The 17167-nt window shown below is 68.6% G+C and carries 16 protein-coding genes and 2 pseudogenes; 11 read left to right on the forward strand and 7 right to left on the reverse strand.

The window, feature by feature from the left end; translation table 11 throughout:
- Positions 1-249, forward strand: a 249-nt coding sequence (locus ABZS97_RS38080; protein ID WP_356145818.1) for a transposase, incomplete at its 5' end; no start/stop codon positions are given.
- Positions 250-401: 152 nt separating this feature from the next.
- Positions 402-572 (forward strand): hypothetical protein, encoded by a 171-nt coding sequence (locus ABZS97_RS38085; protein ID WP_356145821.1) that lies wholly within the window; start codon positions 402-404, stop codon positions 570-572.
- A gap of 342 nt (positions 573-914) precedes the next feature.
- Here ABZS97_RS38085 and ABZS97_RS38090 read toward each other — a convergent pair whose 3' ends face one another.
- A complete protein-coding gene (locus tag ABZS97_RS38090) occupies positions 915-1499 on the reverse strand; it encodes a helix-turn-helix domain-containing protein (RefSeq protein ID WP_356145829.1) in 585 nt (194 codons plus the stop codon).
- A 293-nt stretch (positions 1500-1792) separates the two neighbouring features.
- Between ABZS97_RS38090 and ABZS97_RS38095 the strand changes: the two genes are divergently transcribed.
- From ABZS97_RS38095 to ABZS97_RS38125, 7 genes are all read left to right on the forward strand, one after another.
- A complete protein-coding gene (locus tag ABZS97_RS38095) occupies positions 1793-2278 on the forward strand; it encodes a 2Fe-2S iron-sulfur cluster-binding protein (protein ID WP_356145832.1) in 486 nt (161 codons plus the stop codon).
- On the forward strand, positions 2275-3273 hold the full coding sequence (locus ABZS97_RS38100) for a xanthine dehydrogenase family protein subunit M (protein ID WP_356145835.1): 999 nt from the start codon (positions 2275-2277) through the stop codon (positions 3271-3273). The genes ABZS97_RS38095 and ABZS97_RS38100 overlap by 4 nt, the downstream gene beginning before the upstream one ends.
- On the forward strand, positions 3270-5513 hold the full coding sequence (locus ABZS97_RS38105) for a xanthine dehydrogenase family protein molybdopterin-binding subunit (RefSeq protein ID WP_356145842.1): 2244 nt from the start codon (positions 3270-3272) through the stop codon (positions 5511-5513). The genes ABZS97_RS38100 and ABZS97_RS38105 overlap by 4 nt, the downstream gene beginning before the upstream one ends.
- A gap of 96 nt (positions 5514-5609) precedes the next feature.
- A complete protein-coding gene (locus ABZS97_RS38110) occupies positions 5610-6833 on the forward strand; it encodes an XdhC family protein (RefSeq protein WP_356145847.1) in 1224 nt (407 codons plus the stop codon).
- 317 nt (positions 6834-7150) lie between these two features.
- Entirely contained in the window at positions 7151-8449 is a 1299-nt protein-coding gene (locus ABZS97_RS38115) for a DUF3533 domain-containing protein (protein WP_356145850.1), read from the forward strand.
- Between the two features lie 232 nt (positions 8450-8681).
- A complete protein-coding gene (locus ABZS97_RS38120; RefSeq protein WP_356145856.1) occupies positions 8682-9251 on the forward strand; it encodes a TetR/AcrR family transcriptional regulator in 570 nt (189 codons plus the stop codon).
- Between the two features lie 192 nt (positions 9252-9443).
- Positions 9444-10709: a hypothetical protein gene (locus tag ABZS97_RS38125; RefSeq protein ID WP_356145861.1), complete on the forward strand. Its 1266-nt coding sequence runs from the start codon at positions 9444-9446 to the stop codon at positions 10707-10709.
- A 60-nt stretch (positions 10710-10769) separates the two neighbouring features.
- On the opposite strand, the pseudogene ABZS97_RS38130 reads toward ABZS97_RS38125, so the two are convergent.
- The 3 genes and pseudogenes from ABZS97_RS38130 to ABZS97_RS38140 all read right to left on the reverse strand — a co-directional run.
- Positions 10770-11972: pseudogene (locus tag ABZS97_RS38130) on the reverse strand (GMC oxidoreductase); the annotation flags it as partial.
- Positions 11973-12120: 148 nt separating this feature from the next.
- Positions 12121-13101, reverse strand: coding sequence for an NADPH:quinone reductase (locus tag ABZS97_RS38135; protein ID WP_356145867.1), 981 nt, complete (start codon positions 13099-13101; stop codon positions 12121-12123).
- Positions 13102-13121: 20 nt separating this feature from the next.
- Positions 13122-13700, reverse strand: a complete 579-nt coding sequence (locus tag ABZS97_RS38140; RefSeq protein ID WP_356145872.1) for a PadR family transcriptional regulator — start codon at positions 13698-13700, stop codon at positions 13122-13124.
- A 126-nt stretch (positions 13701-13826) separates the two neighbouring features.
- Here ABZS97_RS38140 and ABZS97_RS38145 point away from each other — a divergent pair, with 126 nt between their 5' ends.
- Positions 13827-14219: an ester cyclase gene (locus ABZS97_RS38145; RefSeq protein WP_356145879.1), complete on the forward strand. Its 393-nt coding sequence runs from the start codon at positions 13827-13829 to the stop codon at positions 14217-14219.
- 280 nt (positions 14220-14499) lie between these two features.
- On the opposite strand, the pseudogene ABZS97_RS38150 reads toward ABZS97_RS38145, so the two are convergent.
- The 3 genes and pseudogenes from ABZS97_RS38150 to ABZS97_RS38160 form a co-directional block, all read right to left on the reverse strand.
- Positions 14500-15192 (reverse strand): annotated as a pseudogene (locus ABZS97_RS38150) (NAD(P)-binding protein); the annotation flags it as partial.
- Positions 15193-15299: 107 nt separating this feature from the next.
- Positions 15300-16016, reverse strand: a complete 717-nt coding sequence (locus tag ABZS97_RS38155) for a flavin reductase family protein (protein WP_356145884.1) — start codon at positions 16014-16016, stop codon at positions 15300-15302.
- A 34-nt stretch (positions 16017-16050) separates the two neighbouring features.
- Positions 16051-16839, reverse strand: a complete 789-nt coding sequence (locus ABZS97_RS38160) for an enoyl-CoA hydratase/isomerase family protein (protein WP_356145890.1) — start codon at positions 16837-16839, stop codon at positions 16051-16053.
- A gap of 98 nt (positions 16840-16937) precedes the next feature.
- On the opposite strand from ABZS97_RS38160, the gene ABZS97_RS38165 reads away from it, so the two are divergent.
- On the forward strand, positions 16938-17167 hold a 230-nt coding region (locus ABZS97_RS38165; RefSeq protein WP_356145893.1), incomplete at its 3' end, for a hypothetical protein.

The following is a 17167-nucleotide window of genomic DNA, read 5'->3' on the forward strand; positions in this document are numbered from 1 at the left end:
GCCGGTTGGGGGGTGTTCCTGACGATCCTGCACGCCAAGGCTGAAAGCGCCGGACGGGAAGTGATCGCCGTGGACCCCCGCAACACCTCCCGCACTTGCCCCGCATGCGGGCACACCGCGAAGGAGAACCGGCCCACACAGGAAAAGTTCCACTGCCTCGCCTGCGGCCACACCGCGCACGCCGACACAGTGGGAGCCATCAACGTTCTACGGGCCGGGCTGGTCCCTCGCCACGCCAACCCGGCATAGCGAGAAGCCCCCGGCTTCAGCCGAGGGAGGAGTCACGACCAGCAAGCCCACCTGCGGGCCGCAGAGCGCCCCCGAATTCTTCGACGCACTGAACAAAGCTGTTCGACCAGTACCCCGAAGCAGCCGACAAGTACGCGGTCAAATGCATGACCATGGAACTCGACATCCTGAAGATCGACTTCAGGAAGCAAGAGGGCGTGTCCCGCATCGAAGACGGCCGCATCATCAGGGAATACGTCGACCGAGATCCCGCACGCGGCGCCGACTGCTGCGGATGGTGGCACGGCGCATGCATCCTGAAGTGTGACCCCCCGCCGGAATGACAGCCGTCCCGTAAGTGTCGTTGCGGGCAGCCGCGGCGCCGTCAGGTCCGCGGAGGTTTCCACAGATGCCGCTCGTCCAGGGTCCCGAACCCTACGTCTCCGCGTTCTAGGTCGACGAGGATGGGCCAGCAGTCCAACAGTTGCTGTCTCACATCGCGCGAGGCGAGGTACTGCACGGAGTTGTAGGGCACGATCAGGAGCCCATCGCTCTCGCGGACGCGCTCTGCGTCGATAGTGGGGGCGGCTCGTTGTCGCGCCGGCTGCGCGCGAGGAATGCCATTCCTCGCGGCCCCAGGAGGGGCAGGACGAGACGGAGCCCGGCGTCCGTCGGCCGGGTGCGGTTCAGCCGTGGGGTCCCATGCCGCGCAGAAACGTGTCGACGACGAGCGTGGCCATTGCGTCCGCGTTCTGCCGGACCTGGTCCGGGTCGAGATCCGCGCCGCCTCCGTGCTGGGCCTCGTCGAGGAGGGCGTAGTAGACCCGTCGCGCCCACATGAGGTCCGTGTCCGGGGCGAGGAGCCCTTCGTGCTGGGCCCGGGCGAAGAACTCGAGGGCTCCGGCATTGATCTCGGACCAGATCACCGCAGTGAGGGGGGTGTCGGCGAGGGGGTGGCCGAGCGTGAACCGCCAGACGCTCTTGATCCGCAGTACGTTCGCCGTGACGCGGTGCAGTGCCACGAGCGGTGGGGCGGTGTCCATGTGGGCGTCTTCCACGGCGTCCATGAGCTGCTGTTTCGCCGAGCTGGCGAGTGCTTCGATGAGGGCCTGGCGGTTGGCGAACCGCCGGTGCACGGTCGTTCTGGCCACGCCCGCCTTCTCGGCGATCTGCTCCATGGAGGCCCCGGGGTCTTCGGCAAGCACCTGCTCGGCCGCCTCCAGAATCGCGCGCACACTGCGCGCGGCATCGGCCCGCAGGGGTCGGCCCATGACTTACCCACTCCCGTTTTGATTCGTGATGCACCGAAGACCATACGCCTGACCTGCGGATTTGTACTGATTTGCATCATTGCTGTTGCATGGGAATGTAAAATCGCGACAAAGGTGATGCATTTAATCAGTCGAACTGCTACGTTCGTGTTTTAGATCATGGACCCATTCTCATGATTCGGATCCCCGGCCGGCGGTGTCACAGTCCGCGGAGCGGAGTCCCTCTGGTCCTGGCATATGTGCCTGATGGCCCCCATGAGAACGAGCCCACGGGCGAACCGGAGGAAGACACAGTGGAGATCGAGCTGCGGATCAACGGGTCCGCCCGGAGGCTGGACGTGGCGCCACAGGTGAGCCTGCTCGACGCGCTGCGCGAGTACCTGGGCCTGACCGGCACCAAGAAGGGCTGCGACCAAGGCGCGTGCGGGGCCTGCACGGTGCTCGCCGACGGCCGGCGGATCAACGCGTGTCTCGCGTTGGCGGTGCAGTACCAGGGCCGTGAGATCACGACCATCGAAGGGGTCGACCACCCGTTGCAGGAGGCGTTCGTCCGCACCGACGGGTTCCAGTGCGGCTACTGCACGCCGGGCCAGATCTGTTCGGCGATCGGCATGCTCGCCGAGCACAAGGAAGGCGCGCCCAGCGCGGCGACCGAGCACCTCGCCGACACCGGCGGAGAGCTGGACGAGACGGAGATCCGGGAGCGGATGAGCGGCAACCTGTGCCGCTGCGGCGCCTACAACGGCATCGTCTCGGCGATCAAGGAGGTCGCGAAGTGAAGTCGTTCTCCTACCTCAGCGCACCGGACGTGGGCACTGCGCTGCGCACGATCGCGGACAGCGATGACGTGAAGTTCCTCGCGGGCGGGACGAACCTCGTCGACCTCATGCGTGAGGGCATCGAACACCCGGCGACGGTCGTGGACATCACCCGCCTGCCACTCACCGGGATCGAGGAACTGCCCGACGGCACCATCCGCGTCGGCGCACTGGTGAGCAACAGCCGGCTCTCCGCGGACCCCCTCATCCGCACCCGCTACCCGGTGCTGGCCCAGGCCGTCCTGCTCGGGGCATCCGCTCAGCTGCGGAACATGGCGACCGTGGGAGGCAACCTCCTGCAGCGCACCCGCTGCATGTACTTCTACGACGAGGCCTCCGCCTGCAACAAACGCGCGCCCGGCAGCGGCTGCGACGCGATCGGCGGGTTCTCCCGCGGCAGTGCGGTGCTGGGGACGAGCGAGCACTGCATCGCGACGCATCCCTCGGACATGGCGGTGGCGCTGACGATGCTCGACGCGGTCGTCGAGGTGGAGAGCGTGCGCGGTGTCCGGCGCGTCCCGATCGCCGAGTTCCACCGCGAGCCCGGCGACACACCCCACATCGAGACGGTACTGGCCGCCGACGAGCTGATCACGGCCGTCGAGCTGCCGCCGGTGCCCGTGGCGGCGCACTCGCGCTACCGCAAGGTCCGCGACCGAGCGTCGTACGCCTTCGCCCTGGTCTCGGTCGCCGCGGCGCTCAAGGTCGCCGATGACGGCCGCATCGCCGAGGTCCGCCTTGCACTCGGCGGCGTCGCGACCAAGCCGTGGCGGGCCCGCATCGCGGAAGAACTGCTGCTCGGCGCCGAAGCCACCGACGAGAGCTTCGCCCGCGCCGCCGCCGCCGAACTCGCCCCCGCGCTGCCCCTGCCCGACAACGCCTTCAAGATCGACCTGGCCCAGCGGACGGTCGTGGCCGTGCTGCGGAAACTCAACGCTGAGCGGAGCGCATCGTGACCACACACACCTGGACAGGCTCCGAGTCCGGCGCGGACGCTTCCGTGCCCGTCGGGGGCGCCGTCGGCCGACCGGTGGATCGCCGGGACGGCCACGCGAAGGTGACCGGGGAGGTGCGGTTCTCCGCCGAGCACCACTACCCGAACCTCACGTACGCGACGCTGGTCCATGCAACCGTTGCCCGTGGCACGATCACCGGCATCGACACGGCCGCGGCGGCCGCTGTGCCCGGCGTCGTGGCAGTCCTCACCCACCTCGACGCGCCGAGGATCCGGCCGGCACGCAAAGCCAACATCGTGCTGAACCTCGGACCGGACGTGTCGGGCACCAGCCTCGACTACCTCAACACCGATCAGGTCTTCTGGGACGGCCAACCGATCGCCGTCGTGGTCGCCGAGACCTCGGCCGCGGCGAACGAGGCCGCACCGCTCGTCGAAGCGACCTACGACCCGCTGCCCGCGCGGGTGGACTTCGCCGCCGAGCAGCACAACGCCACCCCGGCGAAGGGCGACCTCACCTTCGCCGGCCAGACGAAGAAGGGCGACGCCGAGGCGGCGCTGGCCACTGCGGACGTCTCGGTCGACCTGCGCTACACCACGCCCGGCCTGCAACACAACGCGATCGAGCCGCACGCGACGGTCGCCGTCTGGGACGGTGACCACCTCACCGTGCACGACACCACGCAGGCCATGGACCAGAGCCGCCGCTACCTGGCCTGGCGGTTCGGTGTGCCGGCGTCCCACGTCCGCGTCCACGCCGAATTCTTGGGTGGCGGCTTCGGCGGGAAGTTCGCCGTCTGGCCCGGCACGGTCATCGCGGCGATGGCGGCCAAGGCCGTCGGGCGGCCCGTGCGCCTGGCGCTGAGCCGCACGGCCGTCAACCGCGCCACCGGTGGGCGCACCGCCTCGACCAACCGGATCGCGCTCGGGGCGACCCGCGACGGCCGGCTCACCTCGCTGATCCAGGACAGCGTCACCCGCACCGGCTCGGTCGGGGGTTTGCTCGAGGCGACCAGCTCGCCGGCCCGGCACCTCTACGGCGCCCAGAACATGCTGACCCGGCAGAACCTCGTCGCGATGGATCTGATGCCCAACACCTGGCTGCGCGCCCCCGGCGAGGCGATCGGCAGCTTCGTACTGGAATCGGCGATGGACGAACTCGCCTACGAGCTGTCGATGGACCCGATCGCCCTGCGGCTGCGCAACGAGCCCACAAAGGATCCGACGGGTGGCAAGAAGTTCTCCCAGCGGATGCAGCGTGAAGCCTTCGAGACCGGCGCCGAACGCTTCGGCTGGGCGGACCGCAACCCCGAACCACGCTCCATGCGTGACGGCGAGTGGCTCGTCGGGATGGGCACGGCCACCGCCTACCACCCGACCCTGCGCCTGGTCGCCGACGTCAAGGTACGGCTGAGCGACGACGGCAGCGCGCTCGTGCAGTGCGGTTTCCACGAGATGGGCATGGGCGCCGCGACCGTACAGGCACAGATCGCCGCGGACGCGCTCGGCATCGCGTACGAGAAGGTCCGGGTCGAGTACGGCGACACGGCCCTGCCGGCGGGCCCGATGGCCGGCAACTCCAACCAGACGGCGACGGTGGCCACCAGTCTCCTCGCCGCGTGCGCCGAGCTGACCCGCAAGGTGAGCGCCCTGGCCCGGCGTACGGGCACGACCGGTCAGGCGCCGGCGGCCGCCCTACGCGCGGCGGGGCGCCCGTTCATCGAGGCCTCGGTCGGGTCGGACACCCGGCTGGGAGTGCTGGGCAGTCAGGGCCGCTTCCTGACCACCTTCCTGAAGGACCAGCGCTGGTCCAAGGCCGCCCGCGGCGCGCAGTTCTGTGAGGTACGGGTCAACGCCGACACGGGTGAACTGCGGATCTCGCGCTGGCTCGGCATGTTCGACGTCGGGCGCGTCATCAACCCCAAGACCGCGGTCAGCCAGCTGCGCGGGGCCGTGGTCATGGGGATCGGCATGGCGCTGTCGGAGCAGAGTCTGGTCGATCCCCGCAACGGACGCACCATGAGCGCCGGTCTCGACTCCTACTACGTGCCGGTGCACGCCGACATCCCCGCGATCGACGTCGACTGGCTCGACGAACCGGACAAGACGATGCCTCTGGGAATCATCGGGCTGGGCGAGGTCGGCATGACCGGCGTGGCGGCCGCGATCGCGAACGCGGTCCATCACGCGACCGGCAAGCGGATCCGGGACCTGCCGATCACGCTGGACAAGCTGCTCTGAGACGACGGCAGTTGCGGGACTTGTCGTGCATGCCCTTTCGGGCGCACCTGCACGACGACGGCCCGATCCGCCTACGACGACAAGAAAGAAAATCCCATGCTGGACATCGCTGACGAGCTGAACCGGTGGCTCGAGGAAGGCCGGGACTTCGCCGTGGCCACGGTGGTGGCCGTCGGCGGCAGCGCACCGCGCGGGCCGGGCGCCGCGCTCGCCGTCGACGCCGACGGAACGGCCATCGGCTCGGTGTCCGGCGGTTGCGTCGAAGGCGCGGTCTACGACCTGTGCACCCAGGCGCTCGCCGACGGCCAGACGGTCCGCGAGCGGTTCGGCTACAGCGACGAGGACGCCTTCGCTGTCGGGCTGACCTGCGGCGGTGTCCTCGACATCCTGATCACGCCGGTGCCCGTCGACGCGCCGGGCAGGAAGACATTCCAGACGGCGCTGGCGGCCGCCGCCAGGGGCGAGGCGGCGGCTCTCGCACGCGTCATCCGCGGCCCGGCCAAGCTCCTCGGACGGGCGCTGGCGGTCCGCCCCGACGGATCCTGCGAAGGCGTACTCGGCGGACATCCGGACCTGGACCGCGCCGTCGTCAACGAAACCCGCTCCCTGCTAAACGCCGGGCGCACGGGCACCTTCGACATCGCGCAGGACGGCTCCCACTGCGACCCCGGCCTGAGCGTGTTCGTCGAGTCGAGCGTGCCGCCGCCACGCATGCTCGTCTTCGGCGCCATCGACTTCGCCGCGGCGCTGGTACGCATGGGCAAGTTCCTCGGCTACCACGTCACGGTGTGCGACGCCCGACCCGTCTTCGCCACCCGGACACGCTTCCCCGAGGCCGACGACATCGTGGTCGACTGGCCCCACCGCTACCTGCACCACACCCGCACCGACGACCGCACCGTGGTCTGCATCCTCACCCACGACGCCAAGTTCGACGTCCCCCTCCTGGAGACGGCCCTGCGCCTGCCGGCCGCCTACATCGGCGCGATGGGCTCCCGCCGCACCCACCAAGACCGCAACCGCAGACTCCGCGAAATCGGCCTCACCGAAGCCGAACTGACCCGACTGCACTCGCCGATCGGCCTGGATCTGGGCGCCCGTTCACCTGAGGAGACGGCCCTGTCCATCGCGGCCGAGATCGTCGCCGCCCGCTACGGCGGAACAGGCCTGCCCCTGAGCGACTCACACACACCGATCCACCACGACACCGAAGGGCGCCGACCGGGGGCGATCGGCGCGAGTGGCCGCGTGACGCGACCGCGAGCCGACTGTCAGGACGACCGGAACGCCGTGAGCCCGGTTCGTGTCGGCGTGGCATGAACGATCACCCCACCCGCCTGAGGGCCGAGCGTCCGACTCGGTCTTCGATGCCTGGGCAGCCTCTCGACTTGGCATTTGGAAACCGATCGGTTTACGATGATACGAAACCGGCCGGTTTCCGTTTGGGGGCGGCCGGGACCGTGATCCACGGGTGCCGTCGACTGCTTCGCCGACCGCAGCCGGGGCGCCGGCGGGGCTCATCCTCAACGGTCAACGCGAGCCGTGCTGAAGGGTTTTGACGCAGAAAGTCCCCGGCGGGCGATGGTGCCGTCCGGTCTCCTCCCGATGTAGCTGTGTTGTCCAAGCCGGAGTAAGTCATGAATGGAATTCACCCCTTCCGCGTGCTGCGGGCGAAACCCCTGTGGATCGCCAGCGGCGTCATCACCGGCGTGCTCGCGCTGCTGTTCGCCGTGCTGTACGTCGGCGCCAACATCGACCCGGCCGGCCACATGAAGAACCTGCCCGTCGGTCTGGTCAACGCCGACAAGGGAGCCTCGGTCGGCGGCAAGCAGGTCAACCTGGGGGCCCAGATCACCGACTCGATCAAGAAGTCCACCGCCAGCGGGGACAAGGTCGACTGGAAGGTGATGGACGAGCGGGAGGTGAAGGAGGAACTCGGCAAGGGCAAGCTGTACGGCGCGCTCGTCGTCCCCGCCGACTTCACCTCCTCCACCACCGCCCTGACCGGAACCACGACCACCGGGACCCCGGTGCGTCCGACACTGACGGTGCTCACCAACCAGTCGGCCGGCAGCCTGGGCTCCGGCCTGGCCCGGACCGCGACGACCCAGGCGGCCGAGAGCGCCTCACTCCGCATAGGCCAGGAATTGACAGCACAGACCGGCGCCCAGCAGGCAAAGCTGCCCACCGCGGCACGCGTCCTGCTCGCCGACCCCGCCGCCGTCACGGTGAAGGACGGCCATCCACTCGACTCGCACAGCGGTCTCGGCCTGACGGCGTTCTACTACGCACTCGCTCTCGTGGTGTGCGGCATGCTCTCCGCCAATGTGATCAGCGGCCAGGTCGACCACGCCCTCGGCTACACCCACAACGACATGGGCCCGCTGCGCCTGCACCGCCCACTGATCCGGGCGACCCGGGTACAGACCCTCGCCATCGCCGGCACCCTCATGGCGGCCCTGTCCCTGCTGATGGGCACCCTGGTCATGGTCGGCGCGGTCGGCATCATGGGCATGGACGCCTCCCACCTGCCGCTCCTGTGGCTGTACTCGGTGGCCGCCATCGCCGTCTCCGGGATCGGCGCGCTCACCCTCCTCGCCGTCTTCGGCACGCCCGGCATGCTCGTAGCCACGCTGGTCTTCATCGGGATGGCGGTGCCAACGGCCAACGCCACCACGCCGATTCAGGCGCTGCCCGGCTTCTACCGCTTCCTCGCTGAGTTCGAGCCGCTGCGGCAGATCGCCGGCGGGATCCGCTCGATCCTTTACTACGACGCGCAGGGTGACGCGGGTCTGACCCGAGGCTGGGTGATGATGGCCGTCGGCCTCGCGGCCGCCGCACTGTTCGGGTTCGGCGTGCTGGGGTGGTACGACCGCAAGGGACTGCACCGCATCCCGGCCGAGACGGAGCCCGAGAAGAACGCCACCCCGGTGTAGCCAAACCCCTCCCGCATCACCCAGGACGGGGCCGTCGAGCGGAGTGGCCCCCGTGTGCCGCCCCCGTGGGGACGAGGGGCGTGCGCACCATCAGGGCTCGGCGACGGTCTTTCCCCCGAGACCGTCGCCGAGCCTCTGCGCGGACTCCAGGTGCCCACGGCGCCGAGCGGCTCCCGACACCCCCGGAAACCGATCAGTTTTCATTTCGTTCGATTCGAGTTAACCTCGCGATATGACCCTCGAGACGAAGTCAACTTCCAGGGAGCGGCTGCTGGAGGCGGCGGCCACGCTCACCTACCGAGACGGCGTCAACATCGGCGTCGACGCGCTGTGCAAGGCGGCAGGAGTGTCGAAGCGCTCCATGTACCAGCTGTTCGAGAGCAAGGACGACCTGCTGGCAGCAAGCCTCAATGAGCGCGCCTCCGCCTTTGTGGCCGGGCTCCTGCCGTCGGCGGCCGACGGCCGCTGCCCCCGCGAGCGGATCCTGCACGTCTTCGATCAACTGGAGTCGCAGGCGGGCGCGCCCGACTTCCTGGGCTGCCCGTACCTGTCTGTGCAGATCGAGTTGAAGGACCAGAGTCACTCGGCGAGCCAGGTGGCACACCGGATCAAGGCGAATCTGACGGCTTTTTTCCGTACCGAGGCCGAACAGGGCGGCGCGAGCGACCCTGACCTGCTGGCCCGGCAGCTGATCCTGGTCTTCGACGGCGCCAGCGCCCGCGCGGGAATCGGTGCCGACACGATGACGGGACTCGTCGCCCCCACAGTGGTCACCCTGCTCGACACGGCAGGCGTACGCTGACCCGTCGTCTTCCCGGAAGGTTTCCTTGCCTCCCGGCTACTTCCCCGCACCCCGGGGGAAGCCCGATGGCGATCGCAGCACACCCGCAGGAAAAGACGCTGGCCGGCTGACGCTTGCCCGTGTCTGAGCACACCTGCAGGAAAGGACCCACCACGATATTGACCCTGGATCACCGGGAACTACGGTGTCAGGATGGATGATGTCGAGGTCGTCGCACGCACGCGGATCAATGGTGGGCACCCCGTCGAGCGGTTGGTTTGCCATCCACGGCTTCCGCTGTTCGCCTGCCTGGATTCGGGACGTCCTGCGCTCAGCATCTGGACCTGCGACGCGGGGCAGCTGCGCGAACTCGGTTCAGTCGGCGCCGACTCAGCTGTCTACGGCGAGGCCTTCGGACGGAAACGATCCCAACGTACACCCGCCGTGACATGGCATCCCGAGCAGCCGCTGCTCATGGTGGCCAGTGAAGGCAAAGTGGTGCAGTGGAAACCCTCCGGACCGACCGCACTGGACAACGTGCCGCCCGCTGCCGGATACGACAGCCTGGCGTTCAGCCCGGACGGTCACACCTTGTGGGCATCACCGTCATCAGACGGTGAAGACGACGCATGGGAACGCTCGGATGTCCTCGACCTCGCTTCGGGAACCGTCACCGCCGGCCCACGTTGGGACACAGGCGTCACGGAGCATCCGGGCGGCGGGCTGGTGGCCACGCTCGCCAGCGATCAGGGAGCGACGCTCGTGCTGTTCGCCCGGGTCGGTCTCGACGCCGCGCCAGCGGCGATGCGCCTGCTGCGACACGCATCGATCTTGGACGCCGACGGCTACGAGACCCCGATCTTCAGCCCCGACGGACGCCATCTGGCGATCCGGGGCAACGCGTACGGCAACTCACTGGACGTCTTTGAGTTCCCCTCACTCCGCCGTGTCTTCACGACATCTCTCGGCGAACCCAGCCCGGGTTACCCATATCCACAAGAGTGGCTCGACCAGATGCGCGCCTGGTCACGCCACAACATCGCCTTCGGAACCCGACCCGGCGTGCTCTGGGTCGGAACTCCGACAGGGACACTCATCGAGGTCGACATCGAGGGTCCAGCCGCGATGGAGCACGACGTGCTGGGAGGCTCCCCGATCTCCGCGCTGGGCCGCACGGCGACGGGTGAACTCGTCATCGCCGGCAACGCGGGTGACGTCGTGCTTCTGCCCGTGGACACCGTCTCCACCAAGGCTGAAGGCGCGAACGACACCGCGCCTAGGGCCGCAGTGACAGCCTTCTTGGACGCAACTTCCGAACTTCCCGACGATGCCTCTCTGGAGACCGATCTGGTTCTCACTGACGGAGTCGCCACCTGGGATTCAGACGATCTGGCAACCATCGACACGGCATCGGCAACAGATCCGATGTGGCTCCAACTTCAAGCGGCCATCAACAACGTCCGCAACCAAGAGAAGTGACCTGGCCAGGGTTGAACTGCCCCAGCGGGAGCCGCCGGCTTCTGGATGCGCGGATGGTTCCTAAGCTCCCACCGCACGGTCTTCGGCGGGCGCCGTGCGCGTTGTGCTGGGTGACGACTCCTTCGGCGGCACCGCCGGCATCCCCAGGAACGGCAGTTTCAGTGCACCGAAAGCCTCCGACGGGACGGCCGGGTGTCTGGGTGCCACGGGCTTCAGCCGTTCGTACGCTGCTCCTGGTGCCGGACGCGGGTCCCTCTCGCCCTTGTTGGGCCAGTACGACATCGCCCGCTCGGCCTGGGCCGTGATCGTGAGGGACGGGTTGACGCCGAGGTTCGCCGAGACGGCCGCGCCGTCGACGACAAGGATGCCGGGGTGGCCGTACAGCCGGTGATACGGGTCGATCACGCCCCTCTCGGGGGAGTCGCCGATGGGGCAGCCGCCCAGGAAGTGCGCGGTCAGCGGCGTGCCCATCAGCTCACCCACATTGCTGCCCGCGAAGCCGCCTATCTCGGCGGCGATGACGGAGGCGGCCTCCGAAGCCGCCCTGATCTGCTTGGGGTTGGGGCTGCCATGGCCCTGCCGAGTCATCAACAGGCCCTTTCCCATGCCCTGCGGCTTCAGATAGCTCGTCAGGGAGTTGTCCAGGCACGGCATGACCAGGCCGATGATCGTCCGCTCGGACCAGCGCCGGTTCGAGAGCGAGCGGGCCGCGAGCAGCGGGTGTCTCGCCATGTTGACCAGCCAGCCCCAAACCCTCGACGAGCCTTCGGCGCAGGGGACTTGGAAGACGAATCCCGGACCCATCAGGCTCGGTCCCTTGCCATAGCGGACGGGTTCGATGTGGGTGTTGTCGTCGGGGTGGATCGAGGACGTGATGGCGACCCCATGAGTGAAGTCGGCGCCCTGCTCGCCGACAATTTCGCGGTGGCGTCGGCTGCTGGCGTGCACGCTTACCAGGGCTTCGGAGTTGGTGCGGGTCAGTTCCCCCAATCTCGCTGAGAGATGGGGCAGTTGGCCGCCTTCCTTCATCCGGTGCAGCAGGGTCTGGGTGCCGTACGTGCCGTACGTGCCGTACGTGCCAGCCGCGAGGGCGACCCGGCGGGCCTTGAAAGCCCGGCCCCGGCCCTTGTTCTTGCGCTCCGTCGGGACAGCCCGGACCGTGTAACCGTCGCGGGAGTCGTCCGTGACGGACACGACGGTTGTCATGGGGTGGACGACGGCGCCCGCCTTCTCAGCGAGGTGAAGGTAGTTCTCGTTGAGGGTTGTCCCTTGTCATCCAATCGAGTCGCTTGACAGCGAACCCAGTCGTTTCGGCTTCTTTGACAGTGAACTTAGTCGTGTCAGGTGAGCGATCCAGTAGCCGTCAATGAGACGGGGGTTGCTGGTGACGGGCCGGTGTTCCGGCCCTGCGCTATTGGGGGAGGGTGACCAGGATGCGGCCGTGGCCACCGCCGGCGTCGACGTGGTCGTGAGCCTTGGCGATGTCGTCCAGCGGGTAACAGTCGCCGACGGCGAAAGTAAGGGCGCCGACGGCGGCGGCGGAGGTGAGGTCGCGGGCGGCCTGGCGCTTGGCCTCGGCGGGGAAGTCGTCGCTGCCGAGCAGCCGCAGGGTGACGTTGTTGAACAGCAGAGGCCAGAAGGGAATCTCAGTGCGGTCCGCGCGGGTGGCGTAGGCGGCGATGACGGCCCCCTGGGCGGCGACGGCGTTGTCGAGATCGGCGTTGTCGGACAGCGCGACCTCGATGATCCGGTCGACGCCCCGTGGCGCGTACGAGCGGATGGCAGCGGCGGGCTCGCCAGTGTCCAGGGCGATGGCGTGGGTGACGGCCGGGTCGACGCGGTCGAGGTCCGCGGTGCGGCGGACGGTGGCGATCACGGTGGCGCCGGCCCAGTGGGCGAGCTGGGCGGCAAGGGAGCCAACGCCGCCGAGAACTCCGTGGACCAGGACCAGTTGGCCGTCGACCGGGCCGTCGGCGAAGACGGTGCGGTGGGCGGTGATGCCGGGGATGCCGAGGCTCGCGCCCAGCTCGTCACTGAGGTGGTCGGGCAGGGGTGCGGCCTGGTGGTCGGGTACGACGGTGTACTGGGCGGCGGTGCCGAAGGGGCGGTAGGACTGGGCGCCGTATACCCAGACCCGTTGTCCGACGCGGTGGACGTCGACTCCGGCGCCCACGGCGTCGATGACTCCGGCGCTGTCGCTGTGCGGGATCACCCGCGGGAAGGGCATGGACGAGCCGAGCCAGCCGCGCCGTTTCTTGGTGTCGCCGGGGTTGACGCCCGAGACGGTGACGCGGACGCGGACCTCGCCGGGGCCGGGGACGGGATCAGGGAGTTCACCGACGTGCAGGACATCGGCGGCGGAGCCCTGGTCGTCGTACCAGGAAGCAAGCATGGGGATACCTCCGTGGACAGTCAGCTCGCGGGAGCGGCGGGCGCATGCGGATCGCTGTCGGTGCATGCGGTGTCGAATGCGGGCGGTTCCTCCCCGAGGGTCTCGCGCAGCCAGGTCCGTTCGGTGCGGCTGGTGGCGCGGGCGGTGAGCAGCATGCCCCGCCGGTAGGGGTCGGCGATCTCCTCGGCACGCAGGGGCCGCTCGTTGTCGTAGAAGAAGCTCGCCGGTTCTTCCAGGAACTCCAGCCGTCTGCGCAGCACCGCGTGCTGTTCGGCCACGTCGGGCAGGTGGGAGAGGAAGGCCAGGACGACGTAGAACCGGGTGAAGTCGGTGATCTCGTGGTCGGCGGGCTTGCTCAGGCGCTGAAGCATTTCGGCCCGCCCGGCCGCGGTCAGGCTGAGCACGTACCGGGCCGCCCCCGCGGCCGGGTCGGCGCGCCGCTCGATCAAGCCCGCCCTGGTCAGGCGATTGATCGCCGGATACAGGCTGCCGTCACTGACCGGCCGCGTGTAACCGGTCAGCTGTGAGACGCGGCGGCGCAGCTCGTGTCCAGGCAGGGGTCCCTCGGCGAGGAAGCCGAGTATCGCGAGTTCCAGCATGAGTCCATCTTCGCACGCGAACATCGAATCGATGTGAACATCGATTCGATGTTACGCTCGCAGCTACGCGCCCAAACGTCTCTGGAGAGGCACAGCAAGATGCCATCACAGTCCACCGAGTCAGTGATGAACCGTTTCGTCGAGTTCATCAACACGGGCAACGAGGATCTCGCCCGCGAGGTCATTTCTCCGGACGCGGTGTTCCACGCACCCAGCCACCCGGAACCACTGCGGGGGCCCGATGGGTACATGGAAGTCATCGGGATGATGCGCAGCGCCTTCCCCGACGTCCAGTGGACGCTGGAGGAGACGGTCACCGAAGGCGACACCGTGGCCGCACGGTTCACCATGCGGGGAACCCACGACGGTGAATTCTTCGGGATCCCGGCGAGCAGCAACAAGATCTCGGTGCAGGCCATGAACTTCTACTACCTGGCCGACGGCCGGATCGTCGGCGAACGGGGCCAGCCCGATCTCCTCGGGGTGATGCAGCAGATCGGTGCCGTACCGGCGCCGTGAACCTCGTAGCGCCGCGTGAGCCCGCTATCGCGCGGAACTACCGCTGCCGGGAGGTACGTCGCCCCGGCAAAAGGGGAAGGCCCACACCGGCCCGCGGGCGGCTGACGCAGGTTCACTGCAAGAGGCTGGCCTTCCATGTGACGTTCCTTGCCATCCAACCCAGTCGGCGCAGGCGGCCAGGGGGTTCGGGCCGAAAGAAGCGTCACGCGACTGCGTTGACAGCGAAGTTGGTCCGCGCAGGTCAGCGACTTCGGCCCGACCAACTTCGCCGTCAAAGGACAAGGGTGTTCTTCGCGCCCTGGCGGCAGCCGGTCATGCACGCGCCGCACTCGGTGCAGGCCTTGCGGGCCGGGCCCGCCCCGCCGAAGTAGGGGTCCGGCACCTGCTCGCCCGGTCGTGCCTTCGCCGTGCCGTCGGCGTCCTCGCCGTCGCCGAAGAAGACGCCGACCGGCGCCATGTGGAAGCTGTCGCCGACGCCCATCCGCTCGGCGGCCGCCTTCAGGTATACGTCGGACGGGGTCATCGTCGGGTTGAGCCGCACTCCGAGCATGCGCCGGGCCTGGTCGTAGTACGGAGTCAGCTCGTCCTGCCAGTCGGTGATGTCCTTCCACTGCGGGTCCTCGAAGAACGGTTTGGGCGGTTCGTAGAGGGTGTTGGCGTAGTTGAGCGAACCGCCGCCCACGCCCGCGCCGGCCAGTACCACGACGTTGCCCAGCGGATGGATGCGCTGGATGCCGTACAGGCCGAGCCTGGGTGCCCAGAGGTAGTTCTTGATGTCCCAGGAGTGCTTGGGCAGCGAGTCGGGCGTGAAACGGCGGCCCGCCTCCATCACGCCCACGCGGTAGCCCTTCTCGGTGAGCCGAAGGGCGGTGACGGACCCGCCGAAGCCGGAACCCACGATGATCACGTCGTAGTCGTATGCGGGGTCGTCTTTCTGCTCGTCCTGCTTCTCGGAAGAGTTCTTCCGTGACATGTGCTCTTCTCATTGAGAACGGGTGAGGTCTGGCGAAGTAGGACGAGACGTCGGTCAATCGGCGAGCCGCTCCGGGCAGGCAGGGTCACCACGCCCCACCCTGGCTGTCAGTCGAGGGTGGTGGTGGAGCCGGACGGCGACCAGCGGGGCGTGTCGATCGGTGAGTAGTACGTGTCCTTCTGGTCCAGGCGCTCCATCCGGCGTCCGGAGTGCTCCTGGAGCACCGCGGGGTCGAGCGGTGTCTCGAACGCGTTGTTCACCAGGGTGTATTCGGCGGCAAGTCGTCCCACCGGAGCGATGGCACCGAAGTCGATCCGGCCGCCCACATAGAGGTCATCCTGGATGTAGAAGCGCACCACATTGCCCCAGACGATGTTGTTGAGTCCGTCGGGCGCCGAGAAGATGTGCTCGACGGTGCACTCGAACGCGATGGGGGCGCCCTTGATGCGCGGCGGACGGACGGCTTCGGACGGCTCCTTCTCCAGCCCGACCGCGTCGAACTCGTCGACGTCGGGCTCGAATTCGAAGGCGCTGCGGTTCAGCCCCTCGATTTGCGGCAGGGTGGCCATGTTGGTGACGAACTCGCCGGTGTCCCGGATGTTGACGAAGCTGTCCTTGAGTGTGGCACCGTCCGAGCGCGGCTGGAACGACAGCGAGATCCGCGGCGGCTTGCGCCCGACGACCGTGAAGAAGGAGATGGGGGCCAGGTTGCCCACGCCTTCGGTGGACAGGGTGCTCACCCAGGCGATGGGGCGAGGGATGACGCTGCCGATGAGCAGCTTGTAGGCGGACTTCGCGTCCAGGTCGGCGGAGTCGATGATCATGTGGCGTCCTTCGGTAAGTGGGGGAGGGTTCGGGTCAGCGGCCCTTGAAGGGCAGAACGGGGCGGGGGTGCCCCTCCTTGAGGGCCTTGGCCGCGGAGGCCAGGCCGTCCTTGACGTCCTCGGTCTCGAAGAGCGGGACGGCGAGGTCGAACAGCTGCTGGTCGGCGGCGGGGGTGCCGCCAGTGGCCCAGGAGCGCAGCAGCGCCTTGTGCACGACGTGCGCCCGGGTGGGGCCTGCGGCGATCTTGCGGGCGAAGGCCTCGGTTGCAGCGCGGAGTTCATCGTCCGGGACGACGCGGTTGATGACGCCGGCCTCGGCCATGACCGCGGCGGGTACCTGCTCGGAGGTCAGTGCCCATTCGTAGGCGCGGGCCCGGCCGGCCCGTTCGGCCACGCGGTGGATCCCGCCGAGGAGGGTGATGATGCCGAGCGACTGCTCGGGATGGCCGAAGCGGGCGCTTTCGCCGGCGAGGATGATGTCGGCCCGCAGCGCGAGCTCGAAGCCTCCGCCGAAGCACAGCCCCTGCACCGCGGCCACGACCGGGATCGGGAGCTGTTCGAACCGGTTGATCACGGCCAGGGCGTGGTCGAAGTCGGCCCGCAGGCTGGTGCGGTCGGCGTTGACCCAGGGGCGGAAGTCGCCGCCGTAACTGAAGTCGGGGCCCTCGGCCCGCAGTACGACGGCGCGGGCCGGGCTGCGGGTGATGGCGTCGACGGCGTCGCTGAGCTCCTGGGCGAACTCGGGGGCGAAGCGGTTCTGCGGGGGGTTGTCCAGGACGATCGTGGCGACGTCGCCGTCGAGGGAGTGGGTGAGAACGGACATGGAACTTCCTTGGCTCGGGGCGGCGCGTGCTCGCCGTCGGTCAGGTGAGGTGCTCGCGGAACCAGTCCGGGGCGGACTGCACGGCGATGGGAAACTGCGTGCTCCACGGGGCGAAGTGGCCACCCGCGTGCTGCCCGGGTGGAGCGCACGGTGACGGTGAGGTCATCGCTCGCCAGGGCAGGACGGCCGGGCGGCTCACCGCGCAGGTCCGCCCGTTCGTCCTCGTCGAAACCCTCCTCCAGCGTCGTCGCGTCCTCCGCCGGGAGGCGGCGCTGCCCCTGCTCGTGGCCGCTGATGGTGGGCACGACCAGGCGCTGCCCCTGCTCGT

It is taken from the genome of Streptomyces sp. NPDC005485, from assembly GCF_040606085.1.
GTDB lineage: Bacteria > Actinomycetota > Actinomycetes > Streptomycetales > Streptomycetaceae > Streptomyces.

Coding starts and splice junctions, on each gene's coding strand:
- ABZS97_RS38085 (WP_356145821.1), top strand. CDS start 402: ATGGAACTCGACATCCTGAAGATCGACTTCAGGAAGCAAGAGGGCGTG.
- ABZS97_RS38090 (WP_356145829.1), bottom strand. CDS start 1,499: ATGGGCCGACCCCTGCGGGCCGATGCCGCGCGCAGTGTGCGCGCGATT.
- ABZS97_RS38110 (WP_356145847.1), top strand. CDS start 5,610: ATGCTGGACATCGCTGACGAGCTGAACCGGTGGCTCGAGGAAGGCCGG.
- ABZS97_RS38115 (WP_356145850.1), top strand. CDS start 7,151: ATGAATGGAATTCACCCCTTCCGCGTGCTGCGGGCGAAACCCCTGTGG.
- ABZS97_RS38120 (WP_356145856.1), top strand. CDS start 8,682: ATGACCCTCGAGACGAAGTCAACTTCCAGGGAGCGGCTGCTGGAGGCG.
- ABZS97_RS38125 (WP_356145861.1), top strand. CDS start 9,444: ATGGATGATGTCGAGGTCGTCGCACGCACGCGGATCAATGGTGGGCAC.
- ABZS97_RS38135 (WP_356145867.1), bottom strand. CDS start 13,101: ATGCTTGCTTCCTGGTACGACGACCAGGGCTCCGCCGCCGATGTCCTG.
- ABZS97_RS38140 (WP_356145872.1), bottom strand. CDS start 13,700: ATGCTGGAACTCGCGATACTCGGCTTCCTCGCCGAGGGACCCCTGCCT.
- ABZS97_RS38145 (WP_356145879.1), top strand. CDS start 13,827: ATGAACCGTTTCGTCGAGTTCATCAACACGGGCAACGAGGATCTCGCC.
- ABZS97_RS38155 (WP_356145884.1), bottom strand. CDS start 16,016: ATGATCATCGACTCCGCCGACCTGGACGCGAAGTCCGCCTACAAGCTG.
- ABZS97_RS38160 (WP_356145890.1), bottom strand. CDS start 16,839: ATGTCCGTTCTCACCCACTCCCTCGACGGCGACGTCGCCACGATCGTC.